This is a genomic window from Thaumasiovibrio subtropicus (genome assembly GCF_019703835.1).
GTDB lineage: Bacteria > Pseudomonadota > Gammaproteobacteria > Enterobacterales > Vibrionaceae > Thaumasiovibrio > Thaumasiovibrio subtropicus.
This window is the reverse complement of sequence record NZ_AP023054.1, coordinates 2,274,502-2,295,265: the sequence shown is the minus strand read 5'-3', so window position 1 is coordinate 2,295,265 and position 20,764 is coordinate 2,274,502. Positions and strand designations below refer to the sequence as shown.

General features: G+C 46.7%; 19 protein-coding genes. 6 read left to right on the top strand and 13 right to left on the bottom strand.

Going from position 1 to position 20,764, the window contains the following annotated elements; all coding sequences use genetic code 11:
- Positions 1-62 precede the first annotated feature (62 nt).
- A complete protein-coding gene (ltrA, locus tag TSUB_RS10100) occupies positions 63-1,355 on the top strand; it encodes a group II intron reverse transcriptase/maturase (protein ID WP_221274588.1) in 1,293 nt (430 codons plus the stop codon).
- Between the two features lie 56 nt (positions 1,356-1,411).
- Here ltrA and TSUB_RS10095 read toward each other — a convergent pair whose 3' ends face one another.
- Both TSUB_RS10095 and TSUB_RS10090 read right to left on the bottom strand, forming a co-directional pair.
- Positions 1,412-2,839: a hypothetical protein gene (locus tag TSUB_RS10095; RefSeq protein ID WP_221274518.1), complete on the bottom strand. Its 1,428-nt coding sequence runs from the start codon at positions 2,837-2,839 to the stop codon at positions 1,412-1,414.
- A gap of 14 nt (positions 2,840-2,853) precedes the next feature.
- Entirely contained in the window at positions 2,854-4,350 is a 1,497-nt protein-coding gene (locus TSUB_RS10090) for a type 1 periplasmic-binding domain-containing protein (RefSeq protein ID WP_087018046.1), read from the bottom strand.
- Between the two features lie 553 nt (positions 4,351-4,903).
- Here TSUB_RS10090 and TSUB_RS10085 point away from each other — a divergent pair.
- Both TSUB_RS10085 and TSUB_RS10080 read left to right on the top strand, forming a co-directional pair.
- Positions 4,904-5,425, top strand: coding sequence for a GNAT family N-acetyltransferase (locus TSUB_RS10085; RefSeq protein ID WP_087017204.1), 522 nt, complete (start codon positions 4,904-4,906; stop codon positions 5,423-5,425).
- Positions 5,426-5,532: 107 nt separating this feature from the next.
- A complete protein-coding gene (locus TSUB_RS10080; protein WP_246616350.1) occupies positions 5,533-6,231 on the top strand; it encodes a DUF1826 domain-containing protein in 699 nt (232 codons plus the stop codon).
- Between the two features lie 156 nt (positions 6,232-6,387).
- Here TSUB_RS10080 and TSUB_RS10075 read toward each other — a convergent pair whose 3' ends face one another.
- On the bottom strand, positions 6,388-8,229 hold the full coding sequence (locus TSUB_RS10075) for a glycerophosphodiester phosphodiesterase (RefSeq protein WP_246616349.1): 1,842 nt from the start codon (positions 8,227-8,229) through the stop codon (positions 6,388-6,390).
- Between the two features lie 193 nt (positions 8,230-8,422).
- Between TSUB_RS10075 and TSUB_RS10070 the strand changes: the two genes are divergently transcribed.
- Complete coding sequence (locus TSUB_RS10070) at positions 8,423-9,601, top strand: flavin monoamine oxidase family protein (protein ID WP_159064794.1); 1,179 nt, start codon at positions 8,423-8,425, stop codon at positions 9,599-9,601.
- Positions 9,602-9,665: 64 nt separating this feature from the next.
- Here the strand turns inward: TSUB_RS10070 and TSUB_RS10065 are convergent, their stop codons facing one another.
- The 5 genes from TSUB_RS10065 to pfkB all read right to left on the bottom strand — a co-directional run bounded on the left by TSUB_RS10065 (position 9,666) and on the right by pfkB (position 13,641).
- Positions 9,666-10,052, bottom strand: coding sequence for a nuclear transport factor 2 family protein (locus tag TSUB_RS10065; protein ID WP_087017210.1), 387 nt, complete (start codon positions 10,050-10,052; stop codon positions 9,666-9,668).
- A gap of 12 nt (positions 10,053-10,064) precedes the next feature.
- The gene (locus TSUB_RS10060; RefSeq protein ID WP_087017212.1) at positions 10,065-10,448 is read right to left on the bottom strand and encodes a hypothetical protein; all 384 of its coding nucleotides are present in this window, start codon (positions 10,446-10,448) and stop codon (positions 10,065-10,067) included.
- A complete protein-coding gene (locus TSUB_RS10055) occupies positions 10,435-11,709 on the bottom strand; it encodes an ABC1 kinase family protein (protein ID WP_087017214.1) in 1,275 nt (424 codons plus the stop codon). The genes TSUB_RS10060 and TSUB_RS10055 overlap by 14 nt, the downstream gene beginning before the upstream one ends.
- 12 nt (positions 11,710-11,721) lie before the next feature.
- Entirely contained in the window at positions 11,722-12,435 is a 714-nt protein-coding gene (locus TSUB_RS10050; RefSeq protein ID WP_087017216.1) for a TetR/AcrR family transcriptional regulator, read from the bottom strand.
- A 240-nt stretch (positions 12,436-12,675) separates the two neighbouring features.
- On the bottom strand, positions 12,676-13,641 hold the full coding sequence (gene pfkB / locus TSUB_RS10045) for a 1-phosphofructokinase (RefSeq protein WP_246616348.1): 966 nt from the start codon (positions 13,639-13,641) through the stop codon (positions 12,676-12,678).
- Between the two features lie 275 nt (positions 13,642-13,916).
- Between pfkB and TSUB_RS10040 the strand changes: the two genes are divergently transcribed.
- On the top strand, positions 13,917-14,705 hold the full coding sequence (locus tag TSUB_RS10040) for a protein-tyrosine phosphatase family protein (protein ID WP_087017218.1): 789 nt from the start codon (positions 13,917-13,919) through the stop codon (positions 14,703-14,705).
- 183 nt (positions 14,706-14,888) lie between these two features.
- On the opposite strand, the gene TSUB_RS10035 is transcribed toward TSUB_RS10040, so the two are convergent.
- Positions 14,889-15,494 carry a TetR/AcrR family transcriptional regulator gene (locus TSUB_RS10035; RefSeq protein ID WP_087017220.1) on the bottom strand — a complete coding sequence of 202 codons (606 nt, stop codon included), beginning with the start codon at positions 15,492-15,494 and terminating at the stop codon, positions 14,889-14,891.
- Positions 15,495-15,625: 131 nt separating this feature from the next.
- Here TSUB_RS10035 and TSUB_RS10030 point away from each other — a divergent pair, with 131 nt between their 5' ends.
- Complete coding sequence (locus TSUB_RS10030; RefSeq protein ID WP_087017221.1) at positions 15,626-16,669, top strand: alkene reductase; 1,044 nt, start codon at positions 15,626-15,628, stop codon at positions 16,667-16,669.
- A gap of 98 nt (positions 16,670-16,767) precedes the next feature.
- Here the strand turns inward: TSUB_RS10030 and TSUB_RS10025 are convergent, their stop codons facing one another.
- From TSUB_RS10025 to TSUB_RS10010, 4 genes are all read right to left on the bottom strand, one after another.
- A complete protein-coding gene (locus TSUB_RS10025) occupies positions 16,768-17,499 on the bottom strand; it encodes a FadR/GntR family transcriptional regulator (RefSeq protein WP_087017223.1) in 732 nt (243 codons plus the stop codon).
- A gap of 251 nt (positions 17,500-17,750) precedes the next feature.
- Complete coding sequence (locus tag TSUB_RS10020; protein ID WP_087017226.1) at positions 17,751-19,034, bottom strand: TRAP transporter large permease; 1,284 nt, start codon at positions 19,032-19,034, stop codon at positions 17,751-17,753.
- Positions 19,031-19,621, bottom strand: a complete 591-nt coding sequence (locus tag TSUB_RS10015; protein WP_087017229.1) for a TRAP transporter small permease — start codon at positions 19,619-19,621, stop codon at positions 19,031-19,033. The genes TSUB_RS10020 and TSUB_RS10015 overlap by 4 nt, the downstream gene beginning before the upstream one ends.
- Positions 19,622-19,704: 83 nt before the next feature.
- Positions 19,705-20,751, bottom strand: a complete 1,047-nt coding sequence (locus tag TSUB_RS10010; RefSeq protein ID WP_246616347.1) for a TRAP transporter substrate-binding protein — start codon at positions 20,749-20,751, stop codon at positions 19,705-19,707.
- Positions 20,752-20,764: the final 13 nt, after the last annotated feature.

Sequence of the window (20,764 nt, the reverse complement as noted above, 5' to 3'; positions counted from 1 at the left end):
ATTATATAACTATTAAGTGTCTAGGGAAGTGGGGTCTTACCATGGTGACCCCAACTCCGCTGATGGAACAAATCAGCGCCTCAGCGAATCTGAACCATGCTCTTCGACGCGTGAAGAAGAACAAGGGGTGCGCAGGTGTCGACAGGCTCGATATCACAGCGACCATCTCAAAACTTCGACAAGCTTCAAATGGGCAAGCGCTCCGGCAGAGTCTTCTGGACGGAAGCTACCAACCTCAACCAGTCCTTGGTGTAGAAATCCCTAAACCTAATGGTGGTGTAAGGCAACTAGGCATCCCCACGGTGCTTGATAGGGTTGTTCAACAGGCAATGACATCGGTGCTGACTGATATCTATGAGCCTAAGTTCTCCGCCAGTAGTTATGGGTTCAGGCCGAACCGCAGTGCGCATGATGCGTTAGCAGCGGCAAGTCGCTATATCAGGGATGGTCGAGGTTATGTTGTAGATATCGACTTAGCGAAATACTTCGACACAGTGAACCACGATAGGCTGATGTACAGACTATCGCAGGACATTGATGATAAGCGAGTGTTAAAGCTAATCAGGGCATATCTACAGGCAGGCTTAATGCGAAATGGGATAGTTGAACAGAGACAACGAGGAACGCCACAGGGCGGGCCATTATCTCCGTTACTTTCTAATATCGTATTAGATGAACTGGATAAAGAGTTAGAGCGAAGGGGGCATAAGTTCTGTCGATATGCAGACGACTGCCAAATCTACGTTCGTAGTGAGGAAGCCGCCCATCGAGTCAAAGCGTCGATAACGGAGTTCTTGGAGCAGAAGCTAAAGCTCACGGTAAATCGTGAGAAAAGTGCCGCGACAAGAGTGACAGAGCGAGCTTACCTAGGCCATAGCTTCAAGAGAGATGAAGCAATCCTGATATCGAAATCGGCACAAGCTCAAATGAAGAAGCGAGTGCGGAGAATAACGAAGCGAAATCGAGGTCGAGAGTTATCGGTAATAATCACCGAGTTAACCCAATACCTACGAGGTTGGCAGCACTACTTCAAGCTCGCCATACGTAAGAGCGCGATGCAGCGTTTAGACGAATGGATACGACGTCGATTAAGATGCTACCGACTGAAGCAGCGCAAACGCAGATACAGTATAGCGACATGGTTACAGCGACAAGGTGTAACAGAGCGCAATGCGTGGAAGCTAGCGATGTCAGATAAAGGTTGGTGGCATCTGGCGTTAACGCCCCAGTTGAATCACGCCATGCCAGTTAAATGGTTCAATGAGATGGAATTATACTCGTTACGAGACGGGTATGAGTCACTGAAAATATATTCGGAACCGCCGTATGCGACCCACGCTTGTACGGTGGTGTGAGAGGACGGAGGCCGTGAGGCCTCCTCCTACTCGATTGGATTCTGGTAAACAAAGGTTTAGTTGAGTCCTTCTAAGAGAGATATTCTTCCATCAACTTTCAAGATAGTTGAACATTGAGATCCACTTCCGAAATACTCTTCTTTGTAGCACCCTTTTACGTGTCCATCCTCGACAATTACCTCACAAGAGGCCGATACGGGAAACTGTCCTCCAGGGCATTGTAAGTAACCAGTTTCTGTAACTATATAATTTGCTCTGCGGATGACACCGTTTATGGCGATATCGTCATGATCTGAATCAACGTCTATACGCTCTACTGTCGGTGCCCCATTGTAAAGCTCTCGCCAAATTGGCCCTACGTCAGGTAGGTCCGGTACATCATAATCAGTTAGCACATCACATCTGTAAGTTTGCTCGGTGTAAGGGTCTGTCATCATACATGAAGCATCAATAGGAGATTTACAATCGCCCCAGAGATTCGAATCTGAACATATTTGACTCTGGGTTAAGTATGTGTCGTAAGTCAACCTGCATATCGTGTCGTCTGTAGTGGTGGGTTCACACTTCGAGTTGAACTCAGAGGAAATAAATTCATCCCACTCTAAAATCTCTTTATCTTTATTATAAATATCGATAAACATACTAGAGTTATGGTCGGCTAGCTGAGAATATTTTCTTGTATCATATTTAAAAGCTGTAAATCGATCATTGTCGCTTCTTAAGAAAGAGTCAAACACACCTTTTATATTATCAATAGACAGCTCGCTTACATATAATTCGCTACCTAGAGCTTGCGCTACTAAGGTAAATCGTTGACTTCCCCACTTTTGCTTGAGTTGCCTTATCTCGGTATCGTCGCCATTAATGCTAAGTAAATTGTTAAATGCTGACGACATTTCTGTACGGAGATTTTGTTCTTCTGTATAGGTTAATCCATATGAGTCATACTTTATTGCTAGATTTAGTGCTTTTCCTCCAATGACTTGATTAATAAACCCGTCACCACACTCATCTCTGAAGTTGTGCTTAATTGTCTCATCTTCATTATTGAGAAGAGATACGTACTTTGGATTTAGCTCTGCAGTATTTTGGTCAATAATGTAATTTTTTGCTAGTCGTGTGTAGTTAAATAGAAGATATTTATTTACTTCTTCTTCGTGGATATTGTACATCAAGCTCTTGATTCTCTTAGCACTCAGCTTTGGAATTCCAATAGCTACATCACTGTTGTCTTGAAAAAAACGTTCAGCACTTTTTTTGTCTTCGACGTATGTGAATGACTTTTCTGTTACAGGTAAACCGGTATTTATCGACGAGACCCTAAAAGATGTAGAATCAAAACAAGATGGCTTCAGCTCTCCGGATAGCAGGTTAACAGACATGCCTACATCATTGCCCAAATAGTCGAAACTGTAAGAGTCATTAGCGAGTACTTGAGGAGAGAGCCCCATGGTTATTGTTAACATTAGAGGTAGTAATTTCATTTTTCTTCTCCACCTTAGTAATAAGCTTCGACTGTGTGAATTTGACCATCAGCAGTAACGGTAATCGGATTACATTGACTACTTTGTGGCCCAGTAACTCTGGAAAAGCAGCCTTGGACGTAGCTGGATCCGGTAGTGTTAGAAGGAGTTACTTGCACAGTGCAGGACGCTTCAATTGTTGCTGAACCACCTTGGCAGGATGCTGTTCCACTTTCTTCAATGAGTAAATCTTGGTAAAGCTCGTTACCATTTATTCTAATATTAAAAGGTACATTCTCAATGTTAATTCGATTGGTTGTCGCTGGACCTGAATATATTGTGTGCCATTCAGGCTCATGAACGGGCGCTTCAGGAACATCAAAGTGCTTTAGGTGATCGCAGTTCTGTCCAGACTCTAGGAGGCATTCGTTTTGATTTGGTGCATAGCAACTTACCCAGTCATTCATATCATTGCTTGAACAAAACTCAACATGTTTTTTTATCGCTATTTCAGTAGTATTACAAATAGCTTCTAGATCACTGTCTATACTGTTGCTCGAAAGGCAACGGGGAGAGTATATATCTTCATAAAAGTATTGCCAGCTGTATACTTTTTCAACCTTATCACTAACATCTAGATAAAACTTGCTTTTACTCTGTTCCCAGCTACCAACGGGAGGATATGTACTGACGTCATAGCTAACAACGGTTAAATCATCCGTGGAAGGGTCTTCAAAGTATTCAATTAACTCAACGAGTTCATCAATACTAGAAACAATGATGTCATCTTGCTCTTTACCTGATATTACTTCTTTGATGACCAACCTCATGCCAGAAGTTTCTTCTTTTATCTCTTCTATGATAGCCCTGTCTTTTGAACCTGTGAACCTTTTAAGTGCACCTTGCAATCCCCTTGTTTTTTCTTGTCTTTCTGACAAAGTCATGCTTTCAGATTCTAAACTGATTGTGACAAATAAGGACTTTCCTCCGACGACCCGATGTATATACCCATCATAACAGTTTTCCCTAAACTCTCTCTTTGATTCGTCTGTTTGGGGAAGGAGTACTTGCTCATGCCTATCTAAAATTTTTGGTACTGGATCACCTTTTAACCTCTTAATGTAACCAGTGTTACTTATGCTAAGTATGAGGTTAGTTCTTTCATTTTTATTAGTAACTTCACTTACTAAGGTGCTCATTTTGTTATATGTGGGTGAAAATTTAACTGTAGAAACGGAAGCGTTAAAGTTTGAGTGTCTATTCTTGAACTCAGTAGAAGAAAAGCTCTCATGAATAATGTCAATAAAAACTTCACTTTCTAACCCGGACTGATCGACGATAATGAGCTCTCCACTTGGCGCGTAATCCAGGCAGCTAGAGTAGATTTTTCCAGAAAGAAAGCTAACGGATTTCCCTATTGAGTTTTCTAATGATAGTGGTGAGTCAGCATTGATATCTGAAATGATTTGATCAAATCCGGCGTTTACTGAAAAAGATAATATTAAGCAGCTTAACAAGAATTTTTTATTCATGTTTCCTCCAAGTTGTTTGAGGTGATTATAATATTTGTCTTTCTATTTGATATGTGTTTTTACGAATATTGTGATCTATATTTTCTTGATTATCTATATGTTTATGCATGATTTTAGTATTGTTTCTGTATGACTTTAGTATTGTTTTTATTGATAATGTTATTATCATGATTTTTAATTTTTTAAGAGTTTCATTCCCGAGTGATAGTCGGCCATGCTCCTAAAGTTGTTAAGGGGTGTGAGTGTCTGTTTATAAATTTCTCTGCATGTTTTTTCTGTGTCGGTATGCTAACAACTTGTGTGGTGGTGTTAGCACGATAAGCAACGGCGTAGAATGAGTAATTGAGATATCTATCCTTGCTTTTCTCTTTCTTTAGTTAAGAACAATGCTGCTTTGCTATGCGAAATCTGTCATCAGTGAGTAGCACTCTTCTGCTTGAAACTGTTTTGCCTCAATGCGTATGCTAACACTTCTTCACAGACTAAACTGATAATAAAGTTAATATAACATATTGCTTTTCAATGGAATTCACTGAAAGTCTAAGTGAGTAAGATGAAAGAACAAACAGTAACTATTGCAGAAACAGAACGACTCGTCGTGAGGCATTTTGACTTGAACGATGCGAGTTACATCCTCACGCAGTTAAATGATCCCGCATTTATTCAATACATCGTTGACAAGAAGGTGCGGGACTTGGAAGCGGCGCGAGACTATTTGCGAAATGGGCCGCTCCAAGCGTATACGAAAGTGGGTTATGGTTTGAATGCCGTGGTATTAAAGTCATCCAATACAGTGATAGGTATGTGTGGGCTCGTTTTGCGATCTGAGCTGCCGCATCCAGACTTGGGCTATGCTTTTTTACCTGAATTTCGTCGGCAAGGCTTTGCGCGTGAGGCAGCATTGGCTGTGATTGAACATTCCAAACAAGCGTATCATCTAGAAACTATTCTTGCGGTTACACTCCCAGACAATATCGCCTCCAACGCACTGCTGAAGCGCTTAGGTTTTGCATTTGAAGGCACACAAGTCTTGTATGGCGCTGATAACAATCTCTATAGCATTAGAGCGCAATGAAGGAATTTGCCCTGCGGCGTGGCGCTTTTCACAATTGTGATGTTATATTGTAACGATAGTGTGATTTTCACGTTTCGTTAACACAAGCTTTAAATGGTAACAATCCAATGATGACTGAAGGATTATCCCAATCAACTCAGCAAAATGCTGCAGAGCAACCTCAGATTCAACAGGAGCAAAAGAAACATCGCCGTGCCGTGCAAGGAGATGAGCCTGCGGTGTTGTGTGATATTTATGAAGATGATGCGAATATTGCGATTTGGCATCGCGATCTTTCCGATTCATTGCAGCGTCAGGTGAGTGACTTTATTGCTGCCTATCCAACGTTTCAAACCTCAATGACCGTTTCACCACAAAGTGCGCATGCGAGTGTTCAAGAGGCACTAAAATCGGCAGCCTATAGTGAACTGAGTGCAAGTATTGCCGAGTTGGTCGATATGTTCTGTTGTCTCTTTGAGCTTAAAAGAGTGGGCTTGCGATTGACAGTGTTGAGTCAGGCGATGTGCCCGCGCTTTCACGTTGATAAAGTGCCTTGTCGATTAGTGACGACGTTTCAAGGTATAGCAACAGAATGGCTACCTCACAGTCATGTCGATCGCTCGCAACTCGGAGCCATCGGTAAGATAGATAGCGAGTCTGGTCTCTATGCCAATGCGAAAGATATTCAACAGTTGACCGCAGGCGATGTTGCGTTGCTGAAAGGTGAACTTTGGGAAGGCAATGAGAGCGCTGGACTTGTTCATCGATCGCCAGCAGTGAATGATGGTGATATGCGCTTATTGTTGACGCTCGATTTTATTAACTAATAACTGAGACACACTAAACGAACAGATGGCTAGCTGAGAGAGCTCACTTAGCGCTGTGCGTCTTGGGCTGGTTAGAGCATATTCATTCAAATGTTATTCTACTTGTTGTTAAATGGGGGAGTGCTTCCCCCAAACTCAAGTTTGCTGCTAGTTGAGTTACAGCGATAACCAATAACGTAATGTGAGCATTGCTCGCTGAGAAAACTCCATTTCATCGATTGTCGCTCTTGTTTCAATGGCAAGCTGAGGCTCATCGGTAATGATGCCATCTACGCCAAGCAGAAAAAGGCGCTCCATACTCGCTGTGGTATTGATAGTCCAAACCAACACTTCCTGCTCGCGTTGCTGAATCTCGATTATTCGCCAGGCATTTAACCATTGATCACTGACCATCAACATATCAACTTCACGTTCAAGTGCAGATTCGCCCATACTGGCCGCATAGATTAGTGCATACCTGAGCTGCGAGGGGCGACGGTCTTCCAGTTCCGTCATAACACGCGCGAGTAAGGCGACATCCAAGCTCGAGACGACCATGGGGTGTTGATAGTGAGTGAGCAACTTTGCAATCTCGATAGCGAGATCCATGCTTTGGTTGTAGCGTTTTAACTCGATATTGAACTCAATCTCGCTTGCGTATTTGTCGAGGAGATCAATCAATAGTGGCGGGGGTGTTTGACCGACTGCTTGATAGGCGCTGACGATATCCTCATAGCGTGACATTTCAACCACCATGGGGTCGCCAATCATTCGGCCAAGATCGCGATCGTGGAAGACGACAATGTGTCCATCGAGAGTGATCTGTACATCAATTTCTGTGCTTCTTACCCCAAGCTCAATCGCGTGTTGCACTCCTGCTTCACTGTTTTCCGGATGCGCAAACCCGCCAGCGCGATGCGCCGTGATATAGCCAGAGGTATCCGTTTGTAGATGGGCGATAAAATGTCGTATATCTTGATATCCAGTAAATGCGGCGAATGAGATGAGCAATACCATCGCGCTACTCACGAGAGTGCGACGCTGCGTGGTTTGTTGAAGGCCGATGGTGCGTGCTTGTTCACTGACGAGCTTGAGGCGCTTGGTTTGTAGGCGCAGTAAATAGTACTGGCAACTCGCGTATATAAAACGGTCAACAAAGCTCAACAGAAGAACAACGCCAATCAGCAAAAAGCTCGACGCAATAAGCCAAGGGTAGGGATCGGGGTCAGATGTTGCCCAGAGCAACAGAGGATCGAGTAACAGCAGCAAGCTGGTCGCGAAGGTGGCTGCAATCACTACACGGACAAATAGCCAGAAAACGTGGCCAAGCAAAATTAGCCGATAGATCCCCTGACTGAGCTGTCGTGCTTGCTTGAACAGTTGCCATTGCGAGCAATTTTGGAAAAGGCTCAGGGGCAAAGCCAGCCACCAGCTTGCCCAGTAGCGCAAGACAAGCAACACCAGAGGCAAGGTAATGAGGAGCAGTGTGCCGAGCGCGAACCACAGCGAGCTCATTTGATGGTTCAGATAGTAGTTAATATCCCAATCACTGAGCATGAGTCCATAGATCCAACGCCCACACCACAATAATGAGGCAAGCAGCAGGCTAATACCGATTGATTGTGCCAGCACGACTTTTGACACGCGCCAACTGCGTTGCACAATGAGCCCGAACGTATCGAGGATGGAGCGCTTACCGATATCGTGTTGCGCCAATAGAATACTGATAGCGGCATGTTCTACGAAAAAAGCAAAACTGATTTGAGTAACAAACCAAAGCATCAACAAAAAGCCAGCTGGCGCGAGGAAGAAACTGAGTAGCTCTTGATTCGCTAGTGCGGTCACGCCATGAAACTGCATGAGTTTTGAGGTTATCCAAATATCGAGTGGGACAAACAGAATGAAGAGCGTCGCACGCACAAAGAGAAAGCTTGTTAGCATCTGTAAGCCACTGCTTTTTAAACGATGCCACATGAAATACAGAAGATGTCGAGCGCGGTGGAAAATTGCGTTACTCAAAGGATTATTTCGCCTACATTTAGATGCCGTGAGCGGAGTATCATACCATTGGCGAGCCCGACGGCGATATGTGAGATGTGAAACGACACTCGATGAGTGTACTGAGTGCTGAGTAAGGGGCGCCGCCGTTCATCAGGCCAAACTTGTTCAGGTGTATACTGGATGTTTAATGAGTGCAAAGGATCCTCAAGTCATGAATCGACGTGATTTTCTCAAGATGTGCCAGTTGCTAGGAGTAACTGCATGCTTACCTCCTTTTCTTAATGCAACTGGTCATCAGGTGAATGATGGGCGACGATTTGATGGCACAGTGTTAATTATTGGCGCGGGTGCAGCAGGCCTTACTGCGGGTTACCTGCTTCGTCAGCAAGGTATTGATTTTCGTATTCTCGAAGCTTCGTCGGCGATCGGTGGGCGAATGAAGCGCAGTGCGGATTTTGCCGACTTTCCCATACCACTTGGTGCGGAATGGTTGCATGTCTCTCTGTCGATTTTCGAAGAGCTAGTGAATGACAGCCGGGTAGCGATAGGTATCGAGACCACACCCTATGAAACCACAGATCTGGCGGGTTTCTATGATGGTGAAACACTCACCTATCATCAAGTGGGCGACTTTGATGATAGAAAGTTCATTGGCACAACATGGTTTGATTTTTTTCAGCGCTACATTTATCCCTCTGTCGCTGAACACATCATTTTCAACCGTGAGGTCACACACGTCGATTATACTGGCAAGCAAGTCGTGGTCACTTCGAAAGACAACCTAATGAAGGCGGACCGAGTGATCCTCACTGCGCCGGTAAAGCTCTTACAAAGCAATGCCATCACATTTCTTCCTGCTTTGCCAATACGCAAACGCGAGGCGATTGCCAAGGTAAATGTGTGGGATGGCTGTAAGCTTTTTATCGCGTTCTCAGCGCGTTTCTATCCTACCTTCATTGAGTTGGCGACCGACCACAAAATAGAAGGCGAAAAGCTCTATTACGATGCCGCTTATGGCCAAGATAGCGACCAGCATATACTCGGCCTTTTCAGCGTTGGAGCTTGGGCCAGTCATTACAATCAGCTTGATGAGTCCGCCCTTATTGAGGAAGTCCTAGCCGAGCTCGATGGTCTTTTTGATGGGCAAGCATCAAAGTACTATCTGAGACACCTTTACCAAAACTGGAATACAGAGCCTTTTGCGAAAGGGGGGTATGTGGCCGATGATGAAAGTTGGCTGCTTGTACGTCGTTTGGGTGAAAGTGTCGGTCATCGTCTTTATTTTGCTGGTGATGCGTACACAGATGGCACAGATTGGAGTAGTGTTCATGCGGCGGCGCGTTCTGCACGCGCTGTCGTTGAAGAGATATTGGACTCACTCGAAAGATGATCTTGCTCTCGCAGAGTCAAAACGGGGAACGAGCTCCCCGTTTGACCGTCAGCTTGCTAAGGGCCTACAGGCATTTACTGTCCGCGACTTGCCAGACGCCTTCGATTTTACCCTTGTCATCAAATGTCCAATGATGGCAAAAACGAGCGGCTTCAGTCTCACTACTCTCTTCACGTTGAAAGAGATAGTTGCCGGTGACAACGACATTGTCGTCATCGCCGACTACGTGCTCAATCTTCGCGGTAAAGGTGTGATAAAGGGCCAAGATACTCGGATAAAACTCACCAAAGATGGCCTGCTTTCCGACCATCACTTTGCCATTAGGCGTGCCCGGCGCAACATCCCAAACAGGCTCTTCGACAAGTAGCGCGTCAATTTGCGCCGTATCTCGCTGTTTTAATGCTTGATACAACGCCAATGTGCGATTGATATTACTTTCTCTTTGACTCATGGTACTGCTCCTCTATTGTTGTAGCCCTAATAGACCCAGACCACCAATCGGCAGCAGTAGCGTCCATTGCGGGAGAAAGAAGGGGTTCCGCTTTGGGGAGAAGCCTATTGCGATCAGTAAAAACAGCAGGCCAAATAGCAGAAATAAGACGGAGATAAAGAGCACCAACAGTGCGCTTCCTTGTCCCAATGCGGCGCTAAGCAGGGCAATGGCACTGCCGAATAAGACGACCGTTACCATATGCCAACACGCATAGAGTGTTCCTTTGCGCATTGCCGGGGTATCCGACGCCATAAAGGGTTTGATGGGCTCGTAGTGACCGGCAATGAGGTGTAAAAATGCCGTGAACCCGCAGACTAACGCGGCGATTAGCCAGTAATGGTTACTGATCTCCATTGAACTCCTCCGCGGTGAGCTTATAGTGCACTTGAACTTGCGCTTGTTGAAAGAGACGTAAATAGCCGTACATGACGCGCTCCATGAAGGCGATGTTGCCTTTTGGCTTGAAGGGCAGTTTTTGAGATTTATGCTCAGTAAATGCCATCTCGATGCCCTTTTCTAAATAGGCAGGGTCGGTTGAAAAATCGAAGCCAGCGCGGGAGAGTAGGGCGCTCTTCCATTGCATAAATCCAGCAAAAGCTTGTTGTGAGTTTTCTTGGAGTGTGAATTCGTAAAGTTCGCTAAACCACTTGATCACACCTTCGGTATCTTGCTCGCGATAACTGAGTAACATGTTCAAAAAGGGCTCACTCTCTCTCTGAGAATTTGGTTGGACGCAACCAAAATCGAGTACGGCGAGACGGCCATCATCTAGTACTAGGAAGTTGCCTACATTGGGGTCGGCATGAAAGTCTTCACCAAAAACGAGCGCATGTGTGAAGAGGTCGTTCAGGGTTTGGCAAACCTGATTACGGCGTGTTTGATCAGGTTGGTTCGCAAGCCAGCTGTCGAGATGCTCACCTTCTAAATACTCGGTTGTCAGCACTTTATCGCTACAGAAGGCGTCAATGGGTTTGGCAACGACAATATTGTTGAACGCGTGCCGGGCAAATTGAAGGCCTTTCTCTCGCTCCTGCCGGTAGTCGACCTCCTCGAGCAAGCGTGTTTCAATCTCAGGCAACATGTCTGATAGGTCAAAATAACTCGGCATCACTTTAGCAAGCTGACGCAATGTCGCCATGTCGGAGCGAATGGTTTCTGCGATACCGGGATACTGAATTTTGACGGCAAGCTTTTTACCTGATCTATCGGTGGCGAAATGCACCTGACCTAAGCTGGCAGCAGCAAAGGGCGTGCTTTCAAAACTAGCAAAAATGTTCTCAGGCCAATCACCGAGTTCGGTTTTGATGACTTTACGGACTAAAGCGCGATTAATGCCAGGTGCCTGATAACACGCTTTACCCAGTTCTTTTCGAATGGTCTCTGGAATATAGGATTGTTCCATGCAGAGCATTTGCGCCACTTTCAGCCCAGTCCCACGCAATGTTGAGAGTGTTTTAAAAAGCAGCTTTGCGACATCTTCTTCATAGGCGTCTTGGTTTGGAGATGCAGAGATGGCCGACTTCGCTTTGTGAGAAAGCGTTTTTCCGCCGACTTTGAGTAGCGTCCCTGCGACCACGGCGCTGCGACGTACTTTACTGGTAGGTATCTTTGTCATGTCAGCCTCCTACTATCGGCGCTTAAGCGGTCGAATGGTGTTAAGCGCTTTGGTGACATAGTCAAAGCCAGAGAACATATGGTTTCTGAAAAGGAAGCCCATCATATCGCCAGCTTTGTTCAAGATACCGCTCTCTAAGACTGACATCGCCAGTGCAAGGCTGAGATCGATAAGCTGGGTTGTCTGGGTAAACTCTTCCGAGTCATCTCTTAGCCAATAGGCGACAACGCCAATGTAGTAGTCCCAAAACAGGGAAGGAATAAAACTACTGCCGCTTTGTGGCTGGAGTTGCCCAGCGTCGTATGCAGCTTCTAGATAGGAGGCAAATGTCTCAGTGAGTTGTTGCTTGAGTGGTGATATCGCGCCGTATTTTGCGGCAGGAGAGAGAAACGCTAGCTCGAAGGCCTCAGCCACAAACTCTCGGTGGTTGAGTAGATATCCTAGATGGATCTCAAGTAATAGTTGCACTTTTTCGTGGACTTCAAACTCGTCGATACCTTGGGTCTCGTCAACGTCTGCAATGGACTGAGTAATGATCTGTTCAAAGTAACCGTAGAGTATTTTCTCTTTGCTGGGGAAGTAGTTGTAAATAGTGGCATCACCAACACCAGCCTGCTTGGCAATTTTACGCATTGAGACATTTTTGAACCCTTCATCGGCCATCAGCTCAACAGCTGCGTCAATGATCTTCTTTTTTATCTCTGCTTTCTTCTGTTGTAGCTTCATCACTGTCACCAAAAAATGAAAACACTATGGATAAAATATGATCAAATATTGATTTTGTCTATAGTGTTTTCATGTTTATGGCTTTGAGTGATGTTTTTGATGGGCTTATCTGGCGGTGTTTGTATGTGAGGCAGTGGCTTTAGTAGAGGTTTTTAGGGGGGGAGAGGCAAGGCAGGGCGCAAACCTTAATGGTGAGTGCCCTGTGTTAATTTGAAAATTGATGAGGGTGTCAGAGAGTTATCACAGAGACGTAACGACAGTGCGAGCGATGAGCTCATCAAGCGTATTGTCGTCTTTCATTCCGACGCCGAGTTGACTCACCGCCATCGCAGACAGTGCGGTCGCAAACTGCAGTGTCTTTTCCATTTCCCAGTCTTGTAGGTGACCAAAAGTCAGTCCGGCAACAAGTGTATCGCCCGCACCGACAGTGCTCGCGATCGGCACAGCAGGCGGTGTTGCGTGCAATGTTTGTTGTGCTGACTGCCACAACACCCCTTTTTCACCCATAGAGACGACCACATGACTTAACCCTGTTTGCGAGAGTTCAACGGCGGCACGCTTTGCTTGCGCAAGGGTATCGATTGGTGCATTAAGGTACTCACCCAGCTCGCTCTCGTTGGGTTTTATTAAAAATGGTAAAGCACGTATTCCTGCGGCGAAGGCATCGCCACTACTGTCAAAAATGACCTGCTTTCCTTGGTTTGAAAGGTGAGTGAGCCAGCGTTGGAGCGTCTCGGGTGGGAGTTGTTCGGGTAAGCTGCCAGCGAAGACAAAAACAGTATGCTGTTCAGCCAGCATAAACAGGCGCTTTTCGAAAATGACGAGGTCATCTGGATGAATAGCGCTACCAGGAAAGTTGATATCACTGATGCGGCCAGAGTCCTCCGCGACTTTGACGTTAATGCGGCAACTGCCTTCAATATCAACAAACGCATCGGTAATGCCATACTGGGCAAAAAGCGCTGAGAACTGTGCGTGGCTCTCTTTACCGACAAGGCCAGTTGCGATGACGCTTGCGCCCAAATCGGCAAGTACCATAGCTACGTTGACGCCTTTGCCCGCGGGTCTCAGGTGTGCCGCGTTGACCTTGTTGACTTCGCCGACCTGCAATGCCGCCAGTTGGCCGGTAAGGTCGAGAGCAGGATTCAACGTGACGGTGACGATACTGGCTTGTCCTTGATGCGGTGCGATACGCGAGTGAGTCACTGAGGTTACTCCTTAAGATAGCGTGAGTCTGCTCCGTAGAGTAAATCAGCGACACGGTGAAATCGAGTACCTTGTTGATTGTTTGGGGCTTCCACTTGAGTCGGTTGGGGCTCGCGGTATAAGATTGGTGCATTCCACCTTGAGGTCTATCGATAGAGCTTGATAAGCGTTTTCTACGTATGATGGTTTGACAAGGTCTGTGACATCGTCATTCTCAATGACTTGCGTTAAAACTCTGCGAGAGCGATAAGATAACTTATAGGTGACACCCAGTAATGAATGAAAATGAGGTAGTACAGTTGGCTGATTTTTCCCCAAGCGAGCTGATGGCAATTAAAGGACATGCCCGCAGTTTACCCTTCGATCCACGTCGTGATCGTTTTGAGTTGCCCCATAGTGCAGAGACCAATGTACGCCCTGATTTAAATGCAAATCGTATTCGTATCAATGGTGATAACGTGGCGATTGCAACGCAATACCCTTTGATGACACAACTAGTGCCTTTTTTCCAAATGCTGGTGGATAATCGTACGCCAGTGCTGGTTGTGCTTGCGAGTAACGCCGATATCAATGGCCATGTGATGCCCGGTTACTTTGCCCATTCTTATAACTATGGGCCATTGGCGACGGAAGTGACGCCAACCGGGGTCGAACAGCTCGGAGATGGCATTGAAGCAAACCTCTACCGCATTGAAGTGATGGGATACGAAGCTGGGATTGAGATTCCGGTTGTCCATGTTCACAACTGGCCAGATCATCAAACCGTGAGTGCATTAGTGACACGTAATCTCGTGGCATTGGTTGAGCGTACTATGGCGGAAAAACGTGCGTTTTATGTGGAGCGTGGCAGCCGAGCGGCGCAAGATCCTGAAAAGTTGCTGCCTGTGATTCACTGTCGTGCAGGTGTTGGCAGAACGGGACAAGCCATTGCGGCAATGGCAATGGAGCGCTATCAAACGATGACGTTGGCTGAGATCATTCGCGATATGCGTGCATCGCGTAACGACATTATGGTGCAGACTATTGAGCAGATGGAAACCTTGGCAGAAATGGCGGCGGATTAAGTACACTATCTGTACAGACTTTCAAGCATGTTGAGTTCCATGCGTATGTAACAAAGCCCAGCATGTGCTGGGCTTTGTTTTATACTCTGACATCTTGAGGCCACTTGAGTATATTGGTGTTACTAGAAAGTTGGGCAATCAAATTCTCGACGGGGTCAGGGAATGATTGGGCTCACTCATAGACTATTTAACTTCTCGGACAGCAATCGCCGAATCAACCACAATCTGATAGATTTGCTCAGCCAGTTTAGTAATGGTGCCTGGAGTAGGGTGGGTGTGTGAAAACGTACGAATGCCGTAAATGCTCATGACAACAAAGTTGCTCAGCGCTTCGATATCTCGATCTGCACTAATTTCGCCACGTTCTTGAGCAAGATTCAGTTTGCAGGCGATGCCTTTGTGCCATTGCTGCATTAAACCGCTGATGTATGCTTCGACTTCTGCGTCTTGCTTGGTTAGCTCACTCATTGCTTTCTGAAGTAGACAGTCTCTCACTTCCGCGCGTTCACACTCATAGACGACGCTATCTAAGAAATGCTTGAAGCCAAGTAGCAAAGCATCCCCTTCTCGAAAGTGATGCTGAAAGTTGTTGGCACTGTCTTCGCCATACTGACTTAATGCCGCCATGAGAAGACCGCGTTTGTTTTCAAATGCACAGTATATCGAGCCCGGGTGTAACCCTGTGGCTTTCTTCAAGTCTTGCATACTTGTTTTGGCATAACCTTTCTCAATGAAAATGTTCATTGCGGCTCTTAGCACTTCCGTGCGGTCAAACTCGGCACTACGCATTGGTTACTCTTCTCTCATGTTCTCAGAAGAGCATTCTAGTTTAAATTGAACAATCATTCAAAAAAGTACTTGAATGATCGTTCAAGAACGTCTAATTTGAATGGGCGTTCAAAATTAAAGGGAACAGAACCATGACAAGCAGCCTATTCGAATCATTCAAGCTCAATGAAACTTTGACATTGCAAAATAGAATTTTAATGGCACCGTTAACGCGTTGTATGTCGGATGACGATCTCGTCCCAACGCAAGCTATGGCGGATTACTATGCACGTCGTGCCGATGCAGGCTTGATCATTTCAGAAGCGGTGATAATTCGACCTGACGGTCAGGGCTACCCAAATACACCGGGGCTGTTTTCTGTTGCCCAAATTGAAGGTTGGAGAAAGGTCACTGACGCAGTGCATGCGAAAGGCGGTAAGATTTTTGCTCAGCTTTGGCACACTGGTCGCGTGGCGCACCCGCACTTTTTTAATGGTGAGTATGTGCTCGCCCCATCCGCACTTGGTGTTGAAGGTACCGTCCCTCGCATGCGTGAACTTGAATACCAAACACCTAAGCCTGCAACCTTAGAGGAGATTAGCCAGTTAGTGGCAGATTACGCGCAAGCGGCCTCAAATGCGATCGATGCAGGCTTTGATGGGGTCGAGATTCATGGTGCAAACGGCTATCTGATCGATCAGTTCTTGCACTTTAGTTCCAATGAACGCGGTGACCTCTATGGTGGCAATCCTGAAAATATGTCGCGATTTGCGTTAGAAGTAACAGACGCGGTAATCGCAAGAATTGGCGCCGATCGCACCGCATTGCGAGTGTCACCCGTCGGTTATTTTAACTTAACCCCAGACCATCGTGATGAAGCGGTTTTCGATTATCTGCTGGATCAATTGAACGCTCGTTCATTGGCTTATCTTCATGTCGGTATCTTTGATGATAGTGCGGAGTATGACGGGCTTGAAGGGCGACCAACGGCATACCTGCGTCGTCATTATGCGCATACCTTAGTCGGTAATGGCAGTTACTCGGCTGAGTCTGGTAGCGAAGCAATCGCAGAAGAGAAATTTGACCTATTGGCGATTGGTCGTCCATTTATCGCCAATCCAGATTACGTGGAGAAAGTCCGTACCGCGCAGCCTTTAACAGAATACGATGAGAGCATGCTCACTGAACTGGTGTGATGCGAAGTTAACGGTTTTCATGTAGACCTAGCTGGCTGTTGTTACCTTAGCGTAACTTGCCTTTCCAGCGCAGAGGGATCTGCGCTGTTTTTTTAGGTTCACTCTTCCGTTTGGATGGCAGCAAGTGTCGTTTGATGGACACTGGTAATGTGACGAATCATCGCGGCTTCAGCGGCGGCCTCATCTTTTTGACTCAGTGCGTTATAGATATCGATATGTTCAAGGTAACTTTGTTCGATTGAGCCGGGCTGATTCATGACTTGTCGGCGAAACTTTAAACCGTAGGCGTAAAGGTCATCGGAGTAATTGATGAGAATCGGGTTATCCGCAATGGCGGCGATGTGTTGATGAAACTGATGGTCTGAAAGCTGGAAACGTACTGGGTCATTAAACATGCCAGCTTGTTGCTTCAAAAGATTACCGAGTTCCTCGAGTTGAGCTTCCGTTACTTTAGCCGCGGCTTTGCGGGCAATGGCTGACTCAATCACTTTACGACTTTCAAAAACGGTGTCTAAAGAGTGCGTATTGATCTCTAATGAGCTCGATTCTGGCAGCCAGTTTTCTTTTGCTAACAGCGCTTCATCTCGATTCACACGTGTTTTGGCACCGTGTGAAACGTGAATTAAGCCATAGGCTTGGATGATGCCTAGCGCCCCGCGCACCGTCTCTCTGCTGACTCCAAACATGCTACTGAGCTCGCGTTCACTCGGTAGAACATCACCATCTCGCAACAGTCCCGTGATGATCATTTCGATGATCTTTTCCGCCAAAATTTCTTTCTTGGTTTTATTTTTAAGGGTTTTCTCGAAGGCAAATGCCGCACGGGTCATGGGGATAGATCCTTTATCGCCAATTAGGAGGGGTAGTGGCTTAATTATGGGGAGGGAAAGAGGCCCATGCAATGAAAAAGTGGGAAATGGCGCATCGTAAGGTGGGAAGGTGCATCGTTTACCGATGCGGATATCAAGAGGAGATTGATGTCTTGATATCAATACGCCTTACGAAAGACCTGCAGGGTGCCTCGCCAGTTCCAAGGGGCTGGTGAGGACACGCCATTTCCCAAAGGTGGTTGAGGTTTCAACTAGCTATAGACAAAATCGACCAGCCCTAAGGTAATGAAGGGGACATAGGTAACGAGCAGTAGTAGTGCGATGAGCACGCCGATAAACGGCAGGTTGGCGCGCGTTGTCGACCAGATATCGACTTTAGCAATCGAGCAGGCCGTCGCAAGCACACTGGCAACGGGTGGGGTCTGCTGGCCTATGGCGAGATTCAAGGTAACGATCAACCCAAAATGAATCGGGTCGATGCCAAACTGCAACACGAGTGGCAAGACCATTGGCACCACGAGAATAATGGCTGCGGCACCGTGCAAAAACATCCCTAGTACAAAGAACAAGATGTTAAGCAGCATCAACACCACCACTTTACTGTCGGTAAAGTTAAGAATCGCTTGCGCCATTTGCTGAGGTAGACGGACTTCGGTTAAGAAGAGACCGAGTAGCGCTGATGTTGCAACGAGTAGCATCACCGCCGCCGTTTGAACGCTGGCTCTGACCATGCATTTGTAAAGATGGGTGAGGGTTAATTCTCGATAAACACAAAACCCAATCACCAACGCCGCGATGACTGCCAATCCCGCCCCTTCAGTTGCCGTGACAACGCCGCCGAAGATACCCCCAAGAATGATGACGGGTAGCAATAGCGCCCAAAAGGCTTCTTTAAACTTTTGCTTTAGGTGCGCAAAGCTGAAGGCTTCCTCGCGAGGTAAGTTGTAGCGAATAGCAAAGTAGTACGACAGAGCCATCATCATCGCCCCCCCTAAAATGCCCGGGACGACGCCCGCCAGAAAGAGTTTGACGATCGAGGTATCCGCAATGGCACCATAGAGAATCATAGAGATAGAAGGAGGAATGATGATGGCGAGAGAAGCGGATGACGACGTTATTGCCGCGACAAAGGTGGCCTTGTAGCCTTTCTTTTTCATCGCGGGCATTAACACGCTGCCTGTCGCAGCGACATCCGCCACCGCTGAGCCCGATATTTCGGCAAAAAACATCGAAACGCCAATGTTCACCATGGCAAGCCCACCGCGCACAAAGCCAATCATGGCGGAGACAAGGTCAATTAAACGGCGAGAGATGCTAGAGGTGTTCATCAATTCACCCGCGAGGACAAACAGGGGGATCGCCAATAATGGAAATTTGGTCGCGCCTTCAAACAGCGTCAATGGCACATTCAGCATGGCGTCGCTACCAGAGGTGAGCAACATGCCGCCGATTGCGACGACACCAATAGAGACGGCGATCGGGACATTGATCATGACCAGTGCAAGCAGGCCTCCGAAGAGCAATAAGTACATCATAGTTTGGCCTCCATCTGTTTGTTGATATTGGTTTGGCGCGCAGGCATGAGGTCATCTTTATCTATACCGCACTCTTCGGCATATTCTTCAAGTTCAGCGCGGTCGTGATCTCGGCCGTCACGCATATCTTCGAGCGCTTGTGGAATCGAGAGCAGCTCAGCACAGATAAACAGGAAAGCGCCGATAGGAATAACGGATTGGACAAAGGGAACGGATACCCAAGGTAAGCTGATCAAGGTTTCGCCCTCAAAGAAGGCCAGTACAGTCCATCCGTAATAGGCGACAAGGGTAAAAAAGCCAATGACGATCGCTTCTGAAAGCCAAAATAGCGTGGTTTGAAGAGAGCCCTTTGCGCTGTAGAGTAAGCCACTAAAGCCGAGGTGACTTCGCTTAATGGCCGCGGTGGCCGCTCCATAGTAGGTGACCCAGACGAGAAGCAGTGATGCGACTTCGTCATACCAGATCAGCGACATACCGAGTTTCCGCATGATCACACCGAACACGATGACAAAGGTCATCGAGAACACCAGTGAGACCGAGAGCACTTCTAGTCCTTTTTCGAACCAGCTCGCGAGTTTCTTCACCATGGGACTCCTCCTTGAAGGGGCGGTGGTCCGCCCCGTTTTATCGTTTTTGTTTTAGATGTAGGTTACAGAGATAATGTGTTCGTTTACTTGGCGAGGTCGAGGACGGTGTCTAGCATCGCCTTACCGCCTTCTACTTCCTGTGAGAACTGGTCGTAAATGGGTTGGCTCGCATCCACAAACGCCTGATAACTTGCGATGTTGACCTGCATACCGCCTTGCTCAAGTTTGGTTAATAGCTCTTTCTCTTGTTGGTCAGAGAGCGCATACATCCAAGGCTTAATACTGTTTGCAGATTCTCGAATGATGCTTTGAACTTCTTCCGGTAACTTGCCCCACGTGCGTTTACCCGCAACCAGATAGGAAGGGCTATAAACGTGATTGGTTAGCGAGAGGTACTTCTGAACTTCGTTAAACTTCGCGGCGTAGATGTTGGTCAGTGGGTTCTCTTGACCATCAATGACACCCGTTTGCAGCGCAACAAAAACCTCTGAGAACGACATCGGTGTTGGATTTCCTCCCCATGTACGGAACATCCCTACGCGCCAAGTACTGTTGGGGGTGCGTAGCTTGATGCCTTCGAGATCTTTAGGTGTGGTGATTGGGCGGGTATTGTTAGAGATATGCCGGAAGCCGTTTTCCCACATGCTCAACACGGTGTAGCCTTTGGTTTCTGCTGTGGGTGCGATAGATGGCCAAAATACCTCGGATTCAATCTTAGCCAGATGGTCACGGTCTTTGACCAAGAATGGCATGTCAAAAAGCGCAAATTGTGGCGTCACTTTTGCCATGATCGAGGAAGGCTGGCTTAAGTGCACAGTGCCGAGTTTGAGTTTCTGCATGAGCTCTTTATCTTTGCCGAGCTGACCATCTCCAAATAAGCTAATTGAGTAATCAAGGCCTGCGTCTTTTAGCGCAATGTTTGCGGTCGTGGTAAACTTCTCCGCCGTTTTATACTGCAGTGAACCTTGTGCTGCCCCTATCGCAAATATCAGTTCATCTGCGACTGAGTAAGGCGCGGCGAGCACCAAAGATGCACATGCCGTTTTAACGATCATTTTCCGAATTGTCTTGATGTTCATGCCTGTTTTTCTCCATACATTGGTGATGTCATCATCGACGAACGTAATCACGTGGATTACCCTC